Annotated in this window: 17 protein-coding genes; 9 read left to right on the forward strand and 8 right to left on the reverse strand. The window is 70.5% G+C overall.

Annotated elements, in window-relative coordinates; translation table 11 throughout:
• Positions 1-12: 12 nt before the first annotated feature.
• On the reverse strand, positions 13-1,395 hold the full coding sequence (locus tag DDV73_RS20000) for an FtsX-like permease family protein (RefSeq protein WP_109509032.1): 1,383 nt from the start codon (positions 1,393-1,395) through the stop codon (positions 13-15).
• Positions 1,395-2,222, reverse strand: a complete 828-nt coding sequence (locus DDV73_RS20005) for an ABC transporter ATP-binding protein (protein WP_240617388.1) — start codon at positions 2,220-2,222, stop codon at positions 1,395-1,397. The genes DDV73_RS20000 and DDV73_RS20005 overlap by 1 nt, the downstream gene beginning before the upstream one ends.
• A 200-nt stretch (positions 2,223-2,422) precedes the next feature.
• Here DDV73_RS20005 and DDV73_RS20010 point away from each other — a divergent pair, with 200 nt between their 5' ends.
• Together DDV73_RS20010 and DDV73_RS20015 are read left to right on the forward strand one after the other, a co-directional pair.
• Complete coding sequence (locus DDV73_RS20010; RefSeq protein ID WP_109509034.1) at positions 2,423-3,286, forward strand: SGNH/GDSL hydrolase family protein; 864 nt, start codon at positions 2,423-2,425, stop codon at positions 3,284-3,286.
• A 307-nt stretch (positions 3,287-3,593) separates the two neighbouring features.
• Entirely contained in the window at positions 3,594-3,905 is a 312-nt protein-coding gene (locus tag DDV73_RS20015) for a hypothetical protein (protein WP_154402825.1), read from the forward strand.
• 298 nt (positions 3,906-4,203) lie between these two features.
• Here the strand turns inward: DDV73_RS20015 and DDV73_RS20020 are convergent, their stop codons facing one another.
• The 5 genes from DDV73_RS20020 to DDV73_RS20040 form a co-directional block, all read right to left on the reverse strand.
• Complete coding sequence (locus DDV73_RS20020; protein WP_109509036.1) at positions 4,204-5,250, reverse strand: SGNH/GDSL hydrolase family protein; 1,047 nt, start codon at positions 5,248-5,250, stop codon at positions 4,204-4,206.
• Between the two features lie 83 nt (positions 5,251-5,333).
• Positions 5,334-5,924: a DUF1989 domain-containing protein gene (locus DDV73_RS20025; RefSeq protein ID WP_109509037.1), complete on the reverse strand. Its 591-nt coding sequence runs from the start codon at positions 5,922-5,924 to the stop codon at positions 5,334-5,336.
• Complete coding sequence (locus tag DDV73_RS20030) at positions 5,921-7,315, reverse strand: cystathionine beta-synthase (RefSeq protein ID WP_476703547.1); 1,395 nt, start codon at positions 7,313-7,315, stop codon at positions 5,921-5,923. Before DDV73_RS20030 ends, DDV73_RS20025 begins: the two co-directional genes overlap by 4 nt.
• Positions 7,316-7,365: 50 nt before the next feature.
• On the reverse strand, positions 7,366-7,923 hold the full coding sequence (locus tag DDV73_RS20035) for a hypothetical protein (protein WP_206050981.1): 558 nt from the start codon (positions 7,921-7,923) through the stop codon (positions 7,366-7,368).
• On the reverse strand, positions 7,913-8,881 hold the full coding sequence (locus DDV73_RS20040; protein ID WP_109509040.1) for an ArsR family transcriptional regulator: 969 nt from the start codon (positions 8,879-8,881) through the stop codon (positions 7,913-7,915). Before DDV73_RS20040 ends, DDV73_RS20035 begins: the two co-directional genes overlap by 11 nt.
• A 134-nt stretch (positions 8,882-9,015) precedes the next feature.
• On the opposite strand from DDV73_RS20040, the gene DDV73_RS20045 reads away from it, so the two are divergent.
• The 3 genes from DDV73_RS20045 to DDV73_RS29320 all read left to right on the forward strand — a co-directional run bounded on the left by DDV73_RS20045 (position 9,016) and on the right by DDV73_RS29320 (position 10,638).
• Positions 9,016-9,492, forward strand: coding sequence for a YybH family protein (locus DDV73_RS20045; protein WP_109509041.1), 477 nt, complete (start codon positions 9,016-9,018; stop codon positions 9,490-9,492).
• A 12-nt stretch (positions 9,493-9,504) separates the two neighbouring features.
• Positions 9,505-10,287 carry a TSUP family transporter gene (locus DDV73_RS20050; protein WP_109509042.1) on the forward strand — a complete coding sequence of 261 codons (783 nt, stop codon included), beginning with the start codon at positions 9,505-9,507 and terminating at the stop codon, positions 10,285-10,287.
• A 120-nt stretch (positions 10,288-10,407) separates the two neighbouring features.
• Positions 10,408-10,638, forward strand: a complete 231-nt coding sequence (locus tag DDV73_RS29320) for a DUF1949 domain-containing protein (protein WP_276310142.1) — start codon at positions 10,408-10,410, stop codon at positions 10,636-10,638.
• On the opposite strand, the gene DDV73_RS20060 is transcribed toward DDV73_RS29320, so the two are convergent.
• Positions 10,626-12,191, reverse strand: coding sequence for a vWA domain-containing protein (locus tag DDV73_RS20060; RefSeq protein ID WP_109509044.1), 1,566 nt, complete (start codon positions 12,189-12,191; stop codon positions 10,626-10,628). The two genes, DDV73_RS29320 and DDV73_RS20060, sit on opposite strands and share 13 nt — an antisense overlap.
• 197 nt (positions 12,192-12,388) lie before the next feature.
• On the opposite strand from DDV73_RS20060, the gene DDV73_RS20065 reads away from it, so the two are divergent.
• From DDV73_RS20065 to DDV73_RS20080, 4 genes are read left to right on the forward strand one after another with little or no spacing between them, the layout of a single operon-like run.
• Positions 12,389-13,168: an esterase/lipase family protein gene (locus tag DDV73_RS20065; protein WP_109509045.1), complete on the forward strand. Its 780-nt coding sequence runs from the start codon at positions 12,389-12,391 to the stop codon at positions 13,166-13,168.
• Positions 13,169-13,193: 25 nt separating this feature from the next.
• A complete protein-coding gene (locus tag DDV73_RS20070; RefSeq protein WP_240617389.1) occupies positions 13,194-13,943 on the forward strand; it encodes a VOC family protein in 750 nt (249 codons plus the stop codon).
• Between the two features lie 54 nt (positions 13,944-13,997).
• Complete coding sequence (locus DDV73_RS20075; protein ID WP_109509046.1) at positions 13,998-14,528, forward strand: DinB family protein; 531 nt, start codon at positions 13,998-14,000, stop codon at positions 14,526-14,528.
• Complete coding sequence (locus DDV73_RS20080) at positions 14,525-15,025, forward strand: GNAT family N-acetyltransferase (RefSeq protein WP_109509047.1); 501 nt, start codon at positions 14,525-14,527, stop codon at positions 15,023-15,025. The genes DDV73_RS20075 and DDV73_RS20080 overlap by 4 nt, the downstream gene beginning before the upstream one ends.
• Position 15,026: the final 1 nt, after the last annotated feature.

The following is a 15,026-nucleotide window of genomic DNA, read 5'->3' on the forward strand; positions in this document are numbered from 1 at the left end:
CAGTCCCCGTGGTCACGCCGCGACTGCCGTCGTGAGGCCGGTCTCGGTGGCCCGGTCGAGGGTCCGGCGGGCGGCCGCGCTCGACGCCCCGAGCGTGATCGCGGCAGCGAGTACGGCGAGCACGATCGGCAGCCACAGCTGGCCGTTCGGTACGGCGCCCTCGTCGCGGGCGATGCTGTACGGCACCACCGTTGCGACGCTCGCGAGCCCGCCGAGGAACAGCCCGACCGCCGTGACCAGCGTGGCCTCAGCAAGCACCGAGTCGCGCACCTGGGACGTGCTCGCGCCGACCAGCTGCAGCCGGGCGAACTCGCGGCGCCTGTCGCTGATCGCGGCCGCGATCGAGTTGACCACCATGATCGCCGCGAACAGTGCGATCATGCCGGTGACCACGTTGTTGAGCAGCGTGATCGTGTCCGCCTCCTGCTTGTCGGGAGCAATGGCGTCCAGGGTGCGGCCATCGATGCCGACCATCATCATCACGCCGACGGTGGTCCCGACGAAGACCGTTAGTGCGCCGAGCACCCCGCTCAGCACCTGCGAGCGACGGCTCGCGTTGAACGCCGCCAGGTAGCCGGGTGCCCCGGCGATCGCGAACACCGGGCGCAGCGCCAGCGACGACCAGCGCAGCAGCAGCGGTGCCAGTGCGGCGAAGCCGACGCCGGCCACGATGCAGGCACTGCCGGCGGTCTGCATGGGTGCGTAGGGGTCGCTGGAGTCGGTCATGACAGTGACGGTCAGCACCGCCAGGATTGCGGCGTACCCGATCAGCACCAGGCCGCCGACGACCCGCCACCACCGCAGCTTCTCGCGCCCGGCCAGGCCGTCGGCGAGTGCGATGGTTGCCGGGCCTCGGGTCGCCTTGCGACCCGCGAGGGTGGCCGAGCCGAGGCTGACGAGTACGACGAGTACGGCGACCGTGCCGAGCGAGGCAGGCCCGCCGGCGAACTCGACCGAGTCGGCCACCATGTCGCCGCCCTGCAGCATCGCGAGCAGTGCCTGGCCGCCGATGCTGGCGATCACCGTGCCGAGCAGCGAACCGATGATCGAGACCAGCAGTGTCTCGGTGCGGATCATCTTGCGGGCCTGGCGGGGCGTCGTACCGACCGTGCGGAGCAGTGCGATCTCGACGTCGCGCTGCCGAACGGCGACGCTCAGGGTCGAGGCGAGGGAGAAGAGCACGATCAGCGCACCCCAGCCGCCGACGACCAGGCCCATGATCGTCAGGGCCTCCTGGTCGGCCTTGGAGACGCCGTCGCCGTACGCGGTCTCGGTGAGGGTCGCGAACGACCCGATCAGGGCGGTGCCGAGGACGACCGTGAGGAAGGTCGCCGTGAAGGACGTCATCCGATAGCGCAGCGAACGGAGCGCCAGGCCGGTCATCGAGCCGGTCATCACGCCACGCTCCCAACCGGCACGGTGGCGGCCACGAGGTCGTCGAGGTGCGCCATCTGGCTGGCGACCGCGTCGGCGGTGGGGTTCTGCATCCGACCGGCGACATGGCCGTCGACCAGGAAGACCACGGCGTCGGCGTACGCCGCGGCGACCGGGTCGTGGGTCACCATGATCACGGTCTGACCGAGGGTGTCCACGCTCTCGCGCAGCAGCTGCAGCACCTCCCGGGCGTTGGTCGAGTCGAGGGCGCCGGTCGGCTCGTCGGCGAGGACGACGGCGGGCGCGGTGACCAGGGCCCGCGCGATCGCGACCCGCTGCTGCTGGCCGCCGGACATCGCGCCCGGCAGGTGCTTGGCCCGGTCCCCGAGCCCGACCCGGCCGAGCAGGTCGCGGACCCGCTGCTTGTCCGGGCGGACGCCCGCGAGCCGCAGCGGCAGCGCGACGTTCTGCTCCGCGGTGAGGTACGGCATCAGGTGAAAGCCCTGGAACACGATGCCGATCTGCTCGCGCCGGAACCGGGTACGGCGCGCCTCGGGCCACTCGGTGATGTCGTGGCCGGCCACCACGACGTGGCCGATGGTCGGCCGCTCGAGGCCGGCGGCGGCGTTGAGGAACGTCGACTTGCCGGAGCCCGACGGGCCCATCACGGCGGTGAAGCTGCCGGTCGCGAAGCTGAGGTCGACGCCGTCGAGGGCCCGTACCTGGTTGGACCTGTCGGCGCCGGCGCCGGCGCCGTACACGCGGGTCAGCTGGTGCACCGAGAGCGCCTCGGTGGAGTGGGTGTTCATGTCGGCTCCCTTGAGGTGAGTCGTACTGGTTGAGGTCATGGCTCGACGCTATGAGCGCGGGAGCGGCGCCACGATGGGCGAAGACCGCCGTTGGGGGTAGGGAAAACCCCCGTCTTCTGGCCGGCTCTCTGGACGGGCCTCTGGACGCTTGACCAGGCTGTGTGAACGGAGTCACACTTCGGTTACCAATGGGTAGCTCACCACTCTCGGGGGTGGGCTGGAGGGCTTGGGAGGGCCTCATGAAGCTTCGGACACTGGTTGCTGCCGTCACGGCGGTCGTGGGCGGACTGGCCGGCGGGCTGGCCGCACCGGCGCAGGCGAGCGACGACACCATCGACTACGTCGCCCTCGGCGACTCGTACGCCGCCGGATCGGGCGTGCTGCCGCTGGCGTGGGGAGCGCCGCTGCTGTGCGCCCAGTCGAGCCGGAACCTGTCGCACGTGCTGGCGGACTCGCTCGACGCCGACCTCACCGACGTGACCTGTGGCGGAGCGCAGACCAGCCACTTCTACGCCAAGCAGTACTGGAACACCCCGCCCCAGCTGGACGCCCTCTCGGACGACACCGACCTGGTGACGCTGATGATCGGCGGCAACGACACCAACCTGTTCGCTGGCGCGATCCAGAACTGTGTAATCGAGGCGATCGGGTCGTTCGGTCAGGGCAACCCGTGCGAGCGGAAGTACTCCGCCCAGTGGAACCAGCAGATCGACGGCACCATCGGCCCGGCGGTCAAGAAGGCCCTCGCCGACATCGTGGCCAAGGCGCCGAACGCCGAGGTCCTCATCGTCGGCTACCCGTGGATTATGCCGGCCAGTGGCGGCTGCTTCGCGAAGATGCCGATCGCCACGGGCGACGTACCGTTCATGCGCGCGCTGCAGGCCAACCTCAACGACGCGATCGGGAAGTCCGCGGCCGACAACGGCGTCACCTTCGTCGACCTCGCCGAGCTCTCCGAGCTCTCCGACGGCCACGACTCCTGCAAGCCGATCGGCACCCGCTGGGTCGAGCCCGCCCTGTTCGGCCTCAACTTCGTCCCCGTCCACCCCAACGCCCTCGGCGAGCGGAAGATGGCCGAAGCCGTCCAAGCCGCCCTCAACTGACCCGGCCCGTCTTGACGCGTGAGTACGTCGACCCGGCTCGTGTTCACATGTGGGTGGGTCGACCCGGCCGGTGTTGACGAACTGACTCGTTGACACCGGCCGGGTGAGCGTTGTATTGCGTGAAGACGGGCCGGGTCGGGTGATTGGGAGCCGCTGGTTGAGGAGGTCGCTCTGCGACCGTCTCGAAACCGAGGCGACGGATCTCCGGGTCAGCCGAGCCTGAACGAATTCGGTAGCCGACCGAGACCCGCAGATCTAACCTGCGAGCATGTCCGGGCTTCAGATCTGTCGTGGCTGTGATCGGCCGGTGCGAGCGGATAAGGACACGTACGAGGTGTTCGAGTGCATGCACTACGTCTGCTTCCACTACGAGTTCGAGCACGGCGATCTCGATCTCGACCTCGACTGCGGCGTGCCCGGCTGCCCCTCCGGTGTGCTTCCGGTAACCAAGCCCAGCGCGGCCGCGGTTGGTCTGCTGAACGAGGTCGCCGAGGCTCTGCGGAACCCGTACGACGCAGATGCTTGGACGATGGAGCGTGGATCGCCCGGCGTTCTGCACCTGACCAAGAACGAGGTACGGGTCCAGCTGGTAGCTGTCGACGAGGTCACCCGCACCTGACCACCCCGGGCGGTTCGGCGTCGTACAGCGTGAAGACGGGCCGGGTGAGCGTCGTACGGCGTGGAGACGGGCCGGGTGAGCGTCGTACGGCGTGGAGACGGGCCGGGTGAGCGTCGTACGGCGTGGAGACGGGCCGGGTGAGCGTCGTACGGCGTGAAGACGGGCCGGGTCGGCGTCGTACGGCGTGAAGACGGGCCGGGTGAGCGTCGTACGGCGTGAAGACGGGCCGGGTGAGCGTCGTATGGCGTGAAGACGGGCCGGGTCGGCGTCGTACGGCGTGAAGACGGGCCGGGTCGGGTTAGGCGGACGTCTCCGAAGCGGCGGCGGTGAGAGACCCGACGGGCTCCTCGGTCTCCGGCGACTCGACCTCGCCCTGGGGGTGGCGGCGGCGGTGGCGGAGGAGGGCCCAGCGGCCTCGGACGCCGACCCGGGCGCCGGCGACGACGGTGCCGTCGACCTCGGTGCCGGGGGTGCGGGCGGCGGCGACGGCGGCGTGCGAGATCGGCAGCACGCCCTCCCCGCGGTAGGCCTCGGGCTCGACCTCCTCCGGCGGGATCAGGCCGAGTGCGGCGAGCGTGGACGGGATCAGCACGGTGGCCAGCGAGGCATAGCCCTCGGCGGACGGGTGGAACTGGTCCGGCCCGAAGAGTACGGCGGGCGCGGCGGCGAACTCCGGCCCGAGGATCGAGCCGAGCGACACCGACCGACCGCCCGCCTCGACCACCGCGATCGTTTGGGCGGCGGCCAGCCGCCGCGACCAGGCGCGCGCGACCTGCTTGAGCGGGGGCGCGATCGGCTGGACGGTACCGAGGTCGGGGCAGGTGCCGACGACCACGTCGACCCCGCGGTCCCGTAGCCGGCCGACCGCCTTTGAGAGATGCCGCACCGACTGGGACGGCAGCACGCTGTGGGTGACGTCGTTGGCGCCGATGTTGATCACCGCGACATCCGGCTCCATCGGCAGCGCCGCCTCGACCTGCGCCATCAGGTCGCTCGACTGCGCGCCCACCACCGCGAACTCGCGCAGATAGACCCGACGTCCGGACTGCTCCGACACACCGCTGCCGAGGTGGGCGCCGGGCGTGTCCTCGACCCGGTCCACGCCGTACCCCGCCGCGCCGGAGTCGCCGAGCAGCGCGATCTTGATTGCCGGACCGGATCTGCGCCGGCCGTACCACCCCGTCGCATCCGGCGGCCGCTCGGAATGGGTCACGCCGATCGTCCTGCGGGCGAGCTTCGCCTCAGCAGTGAGTACGCCGTACAACCCGGCTCCGAGCAGCGAAAGGCCGCCGCCCCCGTAGGCGGCGGCGGACGCTAGTTTCCTGGCGGCAGCAGCTGTTCCCACCCGTCCACTGTAAAGACCGACCCCAGCCACGGTGGCCGAACCACGCCAGACTCGGGTCACCAAACCTGCAACGACCTGCGGTATCAGCGCTTTCTGATCGCGATCTCGAGCGGTCCCCCACCGCCTCCGCCGTTCGAGACCGACGCAGGGCAGGCGGTGACCGCGACGAAGCAGGACCGCTCCAGCTCCACCGTCAGCGCGTCGCCGGCGCGAGAGGTGGGCGGGTCGATGTGCAGTCGCGCTGCGTCGTCGACGCGGCTGTTCATGAAGAAATTGAACGCCACGGTCACCGTGGACTCCGGGACTCCGTAGGCGCGCAAGCCACCGGTGAGGTTGTCATAGCAGTTCGGGTGGTCGGTCGCGTCGTACTGGAGCTGGTACATCTCCCGGCTGCACGGCGAGTAGAGGAAGTCGTGCCGGCCGACGTCGTCAGTCACGATCCAGGCGAGCGGGCGGCTGCGCCGTGAGTAGAGGACGCTGCCGGTCGTCGGCACGATGGTGCCGCCGTAGTCGAAGGTCCGGCCGTTGCTCAGGCCGTCGTCGACGTCGTCGACCGGGACCAAGAAAAGGTCCCCGGTCTGGCCGCCGTCGACGTCGGAGATCCGGACCTGCCCGCCGGCCTCGACCAGCCACGCCGCACCCGTACCAGGCGACAGCCGCTGATCCTCGGTCATGCCCGGGCGATGAACGCGAGCAGATCCTGCCTGGTGAGTACGCCGACCGGCTTGCCGTCCTCGTGCACCAGCACCGCGTCGGCGTGCTCCAGGAGGCCGACCGCCTCCCGTGCCGAGGCGGTCGAGCCGATCGTCGGCAGGGCGGGGGACATGTGGTCCTCGACCCGGTCGGTGAGCCGTGCGGCGCCGGTGAAGAGGGCGTCCAGCAGGGTGCGCTCGGAGACCGAGCCGGCCACCTCGGCGGCCACGATCGGCGGCTCGGCGCGGACGACCGGCATCTGGGAGACGCCGTACTCGTGCAGGATGTGGACCGCCTCGGCGATGGTCTCGGCGGGGTGGGTGTGCACCAGGTCGGGCAGCCGCCCGTCCTTGCCGCGCAGCACCTCGCCGACGGTCTTCTCCTCGCCCTCGCCCGAGCCGGTCGCGAAGCCGTACTGGCTGAGCCACTCGTCGTTGAAGACCTTGGTCAGGTAACCGCGGCCCGAGTCCGGCAGCAGTACGACGATCACCGCGGCGTCGCCCTCGGGTGTGCCCTTGAGCTCCTGGGCCAGCTGGACCGCGGCGTACGCCGCCATCCCGGACGAGCCGCCGACCAGCAGCGCCTCCTCGCGCGCGAGCCGGCGGGTGAACGCGAACGAGTCGGCATCGGAGACCTCGATGATCCGGTCCGCGATGTCCCGGTCGTAGGTCTCGGGCCAGAAGTCCTCGCCGACGCCCTCGACCAGGTACGGCCGCCCGGACCCACCGGAGTAGACCGAGCCGGCCGGGTCGGCGCCGACGATCTGGACGGCGGGGTTCTGCTCCTTCAGGTAGCGGCCGATGCCGCTGATCGTGCCGCCGGTGCCGACGCCGGCCACGAAGTGGGTGATCTTGCCCTGGGTCTGCTTCCAGATCTCGGGGCCGGTGGTCTCGTAGTGGGAGCGCGGGTTGTGCGGGTTGGAGTACTGGTCCGGCTTCCACGCGCCCGGCTGCGAGGCCAGCCGGTCGGAGACGTTGTAGTAGGAGTCGGGGTGCTCCGGGGCGACGGCAGTCGGGCAGACGACCACCTCGGCGCCGTACGCCTTGAGCACGTTGCGCTTGTCCTCGCTGACCTTGTCGGGGCAGACGAAGACGCACTTGTAGCCCTTTGCCTGCGCCACCATCGCCAGCCCGACACCGGTGTTGCCGGAGGTCGGCTCGACGATCGTGCCGCCCGGCTGGAGCTCGCCGGAGGCCTCCGCGGCCTCGATCATCCGGGTCGCGATCCGGTCCTTCACCGAGCCGCCGGGGTTGAGGTACTCGACCTTTGCGAGCACCTTCGGTCCGCGCTCGGGGTGGTCGTCGTCGCGCAGCCCGTCGAGGCCCAGACGCAGAAGGGGAGTGTTGCCAATCAGGTCGAGAAGGGAGTCCACGTAGTCCACATCGACCAGGCTATCCCCGCTGTCTCGATCCGTAAGATTTCTCAGCGCATCCATACTTCGGCGTCGGTCGTGAAGGCCGACGAACCCGGCCGCTCCGGCGTGCCGCTGAGCACGATCTCGCCGGGCAGCAGCCGGCCGTCGCGACGGATTTCGCCCTTGCCGCAGGGCGCGAGGACCAGGCTCAGCGAGTGCTCGACCTCGCCGAGCGGGAACGCGTCGGTGGTGAAGGTACGGCGGGCTAACACGTCACCCATCTCGATAGTGAGGTCGGCGGCGCTGGCGGTGCAGCCGTGCGCCAGGTCGATGTCGATCACCACAGGTGTCTGGACCAGCTCGGGCTCCGGCCAGGGCATCCCCTCGACCTCCGGAAAGTGGCGCACGAACTCCTGCTCCAGCCACGCCGCGAGCTCGAGGTCCTCGCCGTACACCTGGACGCGGCCGGCCTCCCAGGTGATCAGCGCGGTGCCGCGGCCGGCAGGCGACCAGTCGACCCGCCAGAGGGAGGCGAACGCCGTCGCCGCGCCCGCGGCGTCGTGAAGGCTGATGCAGGGGTTGGCGCAGACCACGATCACGCTGCGGTCGGCAGGGTCACGAGACAAGGTCGTCTCCTCGGGCGCTGCGCTGGTAGAGGACGGTGCGGCCGTCGCGGCGGCGGACGACCATGCCGCAGCGATGGAGGACGCCGAGGTGGTGCGAGACGGTGGCCGGCGCCAGGTCATGCCGGTTGCTCAGCTCGGCGTTGGTCCGGGGCAGCGCCAGGTCGCCGAGCAGCCGGGCCCGGGTGAGCCCGAGCAGTTCGGCGATCGTTCCGTCCGCGACCGGCTGGCGGGCCCAGTCGCCGACCCCGAGCGCGGGATAGCCGAGTACGGCGTCGTCGGGGCTGCAGACCTGGACGCTGAGGCCCGGCCAGCCGAGTGCGGTCGGTGCCAGCACGATGTCGGTGTCGACGAGGGCGAGCTCCTCGTCGTACGGCAGGCCGATGCTGATCCGGCGCCCGTCCCAGCCGAGGTCGCGGTGCAGGGAGCCGAGCAGGGCGCCGGCGCCGCCGCGCGCCAGCGTCGCGGAGCGGGTCGCCAGGTCCGCCTCGAGTACGCCGTACAGGCCGGCCCAGCCGTCCGCGAGGGTCGCCTGCCAGAACGCCCGCAGGCCGTCGGCCGCGCGCCGGCCGAAGGAGCCGTCGGCGACCGCCGCCCGCGTCTCGGCCGGCAGCGGCCGGCCCATCGCCGCGCACACGCCGACCTGCTCATGCACCTGGTCGGCCGGTGTCGCAGCGACCGCGGCGAGCTGCTCATCGAGCAGCCGCGAGGCCGGCGCCGGCGGAGGCTGCGGGGTCAGCAGGTCGGGCGCGTACCCGGACCCGCTCGGAGGCATCACGGAGGCGACCAGGGCGGTGTCGGGGTGGGTGAGCGCCCGCCGCGCGGCCGGGCCGGGGTCGCCGTACACCGGGTGCCGGCGGCCGACGACGGTCAGCCGCATCCAGGCCACCACCTCCTGCACCGGGGACGCCGTCAGCCGCAGCCGGGCCAGGCTGGCGTGGTCGACGGCGACAGTGATCACACGGGCACGCTAGGGCCACGACCAGCGCGCGGCCAGGGCCAATTCGACGCTGATCGAATGGTTCGATCGGCACCGCCGCCGACGTCTTCACTGCTGTCCTCATCCCAGCTCGGGTCGCAAAGAAGGAGCAGGACATGTTCAAGCAGTTGGCGTGTATCGGGTCGGTGGCGGTGCTCGCCGCCGTGAGCCTTGGTTTCGAGACGGTTGCTGCGCAACCTCCTCAGCCGGCGGCGGCACACTGCGAGCGGGCGTTCGACCGGGCGGTGGACGCCTACATCGAGACCACCGACGAGCGGGACGCGGCCGGGTTCGCGGCCCTCCTCCACAAGGACGTCACCGCGATCTTCGCGAACGGCGGGGTGCTCTACGGCAAGGAGGCGACGATGGGCTTCATCGAGCCGTTCTTCGAGGCCACCAACTGGACGCAGACCTTCGAGGAGCTGACCCGGGTAGTGCGCGGCTGCAAGAGCGGCTTCGTGCTCTTCGACTCGGTGTTCACCCAGGACGGCGAGCCGACGCCGCTGGTGATCGGCGTGACCTTCACCTGGGAGCGCGGCCGCTGGCTCGCCGTACACAACCAGGACAGCAACGGGCCGGCTAGCAAGGGCTGACAAGATCGGGGCGTGGCTGAGCCCTCGCTGACCGTCCTGCTGCTTCTGGTGCTGGCCGCGCTGGCGGCGGGTTTCGTGGACGCGGTGGTCGGCGGGGGTGGCCTGATCCAGCTGCCGGCGCTGGTGATCGGGCTGCCGAACGCCACGCCGGTGCAGCTGCTCGCGACCAACAAGCTCGGCTCGTTCTGCGGTACGACGATCAGCTCGGCGACGTACTATCGCAAGGTCAAGCCGGACCCGCGCACGTTCCTGCCGCTGATGGGGCTTGCGTTCGCGGGCGCGATCCTCGGTGCGTTCGTGGCGAGCCAGATCCCGCGATCGGCGTTCGACCCGATCATCCTGGCGGTGCTGGTGCTGGTCGGCGCGTACGTGCTGCTCAAACCCGAGCTCGGCGAGCAGACCGATCTCCGCTTCGCCGGCCACCACCACACCGCGGCCGCGATGTTCACCGGCGCGGCGGTCGGCTTCTACGACGGCGCGCTCGGCCCCGGCACCGGCTCGTTCTTCGTGTTCCTGCTGGTCGGCCTGCTCGGCTACAACTTCCTCGAGGCGTCGGCCAAGGCCCGGCTGGCCAACTGGGCCACCAACCTCGGCGCGCTGGTGATCTTCATCCCGCAGGGGGCGGTGCTGTGGAAGGTCGGCCTGCTGCTCGGCGCGGCGAACCTGGTCGGCGGCTACCTCGGCGCCCGCACGGCCGTCGAGCGTGGCGCGAAGTTCGTGCGGATCTTCTTCGTCGTGGTGGTGTCTGCGTTCATCATCCGGATCGGCGGCGACGTGGTCGGGCTGTGGGGGTGATGGTGCGGGCGGCCCGGCACCGCTCCTGCCGGCGAGTCGAGCTCTATCGCGGGCTGCACACCGAGCGCCTCCGGTACTGGTGCCGGTCTGGACGAGGTCGGCGTACTCCGCCGCGAGCTGATCCGGGAGTACGCCGTCACCGTCGGCCACGCCGACGCGGCCAGGCTCGAGTCGGAGCTGCGTGGGCGCGGCGTCAGCGTGCTCGATGTGGCGTACGCCGACCAGGCGACGCTGCGGCTCGGCGTACCCGAGGGTGACGCGACCCGCCTCGCCGGCCTGCTCGCCGAGCTCACCGCTGGCACGGCCATCGCCGTGCCCGGCGACGACCGTTGGATCGATCAGCACCCGTAGCAGGTGGTCTTGGCGTCGGCGATCAGCGCCGACAGCTCGCGGGCGCCGGCCACGTCCTCGGCCTCCAGGGCCGCCGCGTCGGCCGCCAGGTCGGTCAGGGTGACCCCGCGCTCGGTGAGCGGCGTACCGCCCTTCAGCACCTGCGCCACGTCGGCGACGGTGCTGGCCAGCCTCAGAGCCGAGGACGGCGACTCAACCGCGTCCGCGTAGACCGGGGTGGCGGACTGCTCGAACTCGCTGCTTCCCGCCGGCCGCCAGGCCAGGTGGACGGAGCCGACGCGGTCGCCGGCTCGCGCCGCCGACGTCAGCTGCACCTCGTACAGCGCGGTCACGTCGTGGCCGGACCCGATCTCGCCGGCATCAGCCTCGGTGCTGGTGAAGCTCTCGTCGGCCAGGTCGCGGTTCTCGTACCCGATCAGCCGGTACGACGCCACCAGCTCCGGGTCGAACCACACCTGGGCGCGGGCCTCCTCGGCGACGACAGCGAGGGTTCCGGCGAGGTCGGTGACATAGAGCTTCTGGGCCTCCTCATAGGTGTCGACGTAGGCGTAGAACCCGTCGCCGTCGTCGGCGAGCTGCTCCATCAGGTGGTCGTTGTAGTTGCCCATCCCGTAGCCGACGGTCACCAGGTGGATGCCCTCCGAACCGTTCTCGCGGATCATGCCGACCAGCTCTTCGGGAGTGGTGCTGCCGACGTTCGCGACGCCGTCGGAGGCGAGGATAACGGTGTTGATGCCGCCTTCGCGGAAGCTAGCGCGGGCATGCTGGTAGCCGAGCTGCAGGCCGGCCTCCATGTTGGTGCTGCCGCTCGGGTACAGCTGGCGGATCGCGTTCTGGATCGTCCAGCCGTCGCGGACCGGCGTCGGCGGCAGCAGTGCCTGGGCGCCGCTGCCGCGGGTGACGATCGCGACCGTGTCGGTGGGCCGCAGGTTCTCGGCCAGCAGCGCGAGCGAAGACTTCACCAGGCCCAGCCGGGTCCGGATGTCCATCGAGCCGGACGTGTCGACGACCATCGTGATCGCCGCCGGCGGACGATCCTCCGCGGAGATCTCGCGGGCCTTAATGCCGACCCGCACCAGCCGGGTGTCGTCGAGTGCGTACGGCGCGGCCGCGCTGTCGACGTACACACCGAGGTCGCGATCGAGCGGCGCGGCGTACCCGTAGTCGAAGGCGTTGACCCACTCCTCCGGCCGGATCGCCTCGGGCGGCGGCTGGTTGCCGCCGGCCATCAGCCCGCGCGCGATCGCGTAGGAGCCGGTGTCGCCTTCCAGGGAGAAGGTCGAGCGTGGGTCCAGCTCGGTCGCGACGAACCCCGAGGTGCCGGCCTCGACGAACGTGTTTTCGTCCATGACGCCGGGCCAGTTGCCGGGCGGTGCCGGCTCGACGATGCCGGGTGGATCTTGGTCGTCGTAGTCGTCGTAGTAGTCCTGCGGGTCGCCGGCTTCGGCGGAGGGCTGGGCGTCGTCTCCGGAGTCGTCCCCGGAGCAGGCGGTGAGGCCGGCAGTCATCAGCCCGATCAGGGCGGCGGTGGCGATGAGGTGGTGGCGTCTCATGAGGCTCCGACGCCAGGTGGAAAGCACGGGTTCCGGGGCTGCCTGCTCGCTGTGTGATCGTGACCTCGCCGGTACGGCGCCGACGCACGACTGACGTTTAGTAAGCGTTTTCCTGGATCTTCAATCACTTATTGACATATTACCCGGCGGTAGCCGAGCCTTAGGCCACTCGTCAGACTCCCTGGGAGGGGAACCTCATGCTCAAGCGCTTCGCCCTGCCCGCCGCGGTACTCGCGGCCATCCTGGGCACCGCCGCGCCAGGCGCAACCGCGACAACCGCGCCCGCACCGGCCGCGCCCGCGGCTGTGGCCGCGGCGCCCGAGGTTGACCCGGTCATCGTCGTGGCAGGCTTCGGCAGCCCCGCCATTGGCGCTTGGCCGCTCGCCAAGCGGATCGGCTTCGCAACTGGCGCCGAGACCTACACCTCGGTCGGCTCCCGTTATAGCGGTCTTGGCAGCATCGTTGACGGCGCCAAGGACCTTGCCGTCTTGGTCGACAACGTGCTCGAAGAGACCGGCGCCAGCCAGGTCGACCTGGTTGGCATCTCGATGGGCGGCCTCACCGCTCGCCAGTACATCAAGTTCGAAGGCGGTGACGGCAAGGTCGACCGGATCGCTACCGTGGTGACGCCGAACTACGGCACCAACCGGGCCAGCCTCGCCGAGTATCTCGACTGTGTGGGTATTGCCCCTTGCAAGCAGATGGCGATCGGTTCGGACTTCTTGAAGGCGCTCAACGGCGACGACGACACCTACGGCTCGGCGACGTATGCCACCTTCCGCACGAACTGGGACGAAGTCGTGGTGCCAATCGACAGCGTCAAGCTCAACAGCGGGGCGACCAACGTGTTCTACCAGGATCACTGCCCGTTCCGGTTCACCGAGCACCTGCTCGCTGCGCTCGACGGTGCTATGGCCGACGGCGTCATCGATTTCCTGAAGGGTCAGGAGATCAAGCTCAATTGCTGGGCATTCTGAGGGCGGCCTGAGCTAGCCTCGCGGCGTGATCGCGCCGCTCTGGATCTCCGCCTTCCTCGACCTCCCGGCGTCCTCGTTCGACGCCGGGAGGTCGTTCTGGTGTGACGTCACCGGATACGAGCTGTCGCCGCCACGAGGGGAGCGGCGAGAGTTCGCGACCCTGGTGCCGCCGAACGGCGACGACTATCTCCGCCTGCAGCGGGTCGCCGATGGCCCGGGCGGGATCCACTTCGACATCCACGTCGCGTCACCGCACGAGGCGGCCGACATCGCCGTCTCGCTGGGCGCCGACAAGGTCGCCGACCGCGGCTACCTGGTGATGAGGTCGCCGGGCGGCTTCACGTTCTGCCTGGTCAGCCATCCGGCCTCGGTCCGGCCGGCCCCGGCTGCCTGGGACGGCCACCACAGCATCGTTGACCAGGTCTGCCTCGACATCCCGGCCGCGGCGTACGACGCGGAGTGCGCGTTCTGGGCCGCGCTCACCGACTGGGAGCAGACCCCGTCACCTGTGGCGCCGGACTTCTCGCGCCTGAACCGGCCGCCCGGGATCCCGATCCGGCTGCTCCTGCAGCGGCTCGGCGAGCGCTCCGGCAGCGTCCGCGCCCACCTCGACCTGGCCACCGACGACCGGCTATCCGAGACCCTGCGGCACGCCCGCCTCGGTGCCGCCGTACTCGCGGAGCACTCGCGCTGGACCGTGCTCCGCGACCCCGTCGGCGCGACGTACTGCATCACCGACCGCGACCCCTTCGCCGACCGCTTTGACCTCGGCTGACGCCGGCGAGAACTCAGTGGTGCTGTGTCGGCGGCGCGCACTAGCGTGCGGACCATGACCGACTTTTCGCGCCGCGAGGTGCCTCTGGACGCCGACGAGCCGACGATGCTGCTGGCGTGGCTCGACCATCACCGCGACACCCTGCGCTGGAAGGCGGACGGCCTGGACCAGGCCCAGCTCAACCAGCCGCTGGCGCCGTCGACGATGACCCTCGGCGGGCTGCTCAAGCACATGGCATTGGTCGAGTCGTCGTGGTTCCACGAGCGGTTCGCCGGGGGCACCCTGATCCCGCCGTTCGACACCGCCGACTGGGACGCGGACTGGGACTGGGAGTGGCACAGCGCGAAGGACGACAGCCCCGAGGAGCTGCGGGCGCTGTTCGACAGGTCGGTCGCGAAGTCCGACGAGGTCGTCGCCGCGGCGCTTGCCGGCGAGGGCATGGACGCGGTCGCGGCCGCGCAGAGCCGCAAGGGCGGGCCTATCAACCTGCGCTGGATCGTCACCCACATGATCGAGGAGTACGCGCGTCACAACGGCCATGCCGACCTGATCCGCGAGGCCGTCGACGGTTCGGTCGGCGCGTGAGCGAGGCGGCCCGGATCAGGCCCGCGACCGCGGCCGACTGGCCGGCGATCTGGCCGTTCTTCGACGAGATCGTGCGGGCCCAGGAGAGCTACGCCTACCCGTTCGACCTCACCTCGGAGTCGGCGCGGGAGATCTGGATGATGAGGCCGCCCGGGCAGACCGTCGTACTCGAGGAGGACGGTGCAATCCTCGGCAGCGCCACCATGGGCCCCAACAAGGGCGGGCCCGGAGACCACATCGGGACCGGGTCGTTCATGGTCGACGGGGCGGCGCGCGGCAAGGGCGTCGGCCGCCGGCTGGGGGAGTACGTCGTGCAGTGGCACCGCGAGCAGGGCTTCCACGGGATCCAGTTCAACGCGGTCGTCGAGACCAACACCGCCGCGGTCAAGCTGTGGCAGGCGCTCGGCTTCGAGATCGTCGGCACCGTGCCCGAGGCCTTCCGGTCTCAAAAGCACGGGCTCGTGGGCCTGCATGTCATGTACCTGCCATTAGCCTGAC

Origin of the sequence: Nocardioides speluncae (assembly GCF_003121585.1) — a bacterium.
GTDB lineage: Bacteria > Actinomycetota > Actinomycetes > Propionibacteriales > Nocardioidaceae > Nocardioides > Nocardioides speluncae.

What these genes read in the sequence shown, in the direction of transcription:
- DDV73_RS20000 (WP_109509032.1), bottom strand. Translation starts at nt 1,395, where the DNA reads ATGACCGGCTCGATGACCGGCCTGGCGCTCCGTTCGCTGCGCTATCGG.
- DDV73_RS20005 (WP_240617388.1), bottom strand. Translation starts at nt 2,222, where the DNA reads ATGACCTCAACCAGTACGACTCACCTCAAGGGAGCCGACATGAACACC.
- DDV73_RS20010 (WP_109509034.1), top strand. Translation starts at nt 2,423, where the DNA reads ATGAAGCTTCGGACACTGGTTGCTGCCGTCACGGCGGTCGTGGGCGGA.
- DDV73_RS20025 (WP_109509037.1), bottom strand. Translation starts at nt 5,924, where the DNA reads ATGACCGAGGATCAGCGGCTGTCGCCTGGTACGGGTGCGGCGTGGCTG.
- DDV73_RS20045 (WP_109509041.1), top strand. Translation starts at nt 9,016, where the DNA reads ATGTTCAAGCAGTTGGCGTGTATCGGGTCGGTGGCGGTGCTCGCCGCC.
- DDV73_RS20060 (WP_109509044.1), bottom strand. Translation starts at nt 12,191, where the DNA reads ATGAGACGCCACCACCTCATCGCCACCGCCGCCCTGATCGGGCTGATG.
- DDV73_RS20065 (WP_109509045.1), top strand. Translation starts at nt 12,389, where the DNA reads ATGCTCAAGCGCTTCGCCCTGCCCGCCGCGGTACTCGCGGCCATCCTG.
- DDV73_RS20075 (WP_109509046.1), top strand. Translation starts at nt 13,998, where the DNA reads ATGACCGACTTTTCGCGCCGCGAGGTGCCTCTGGACGCCGACGAGCCG.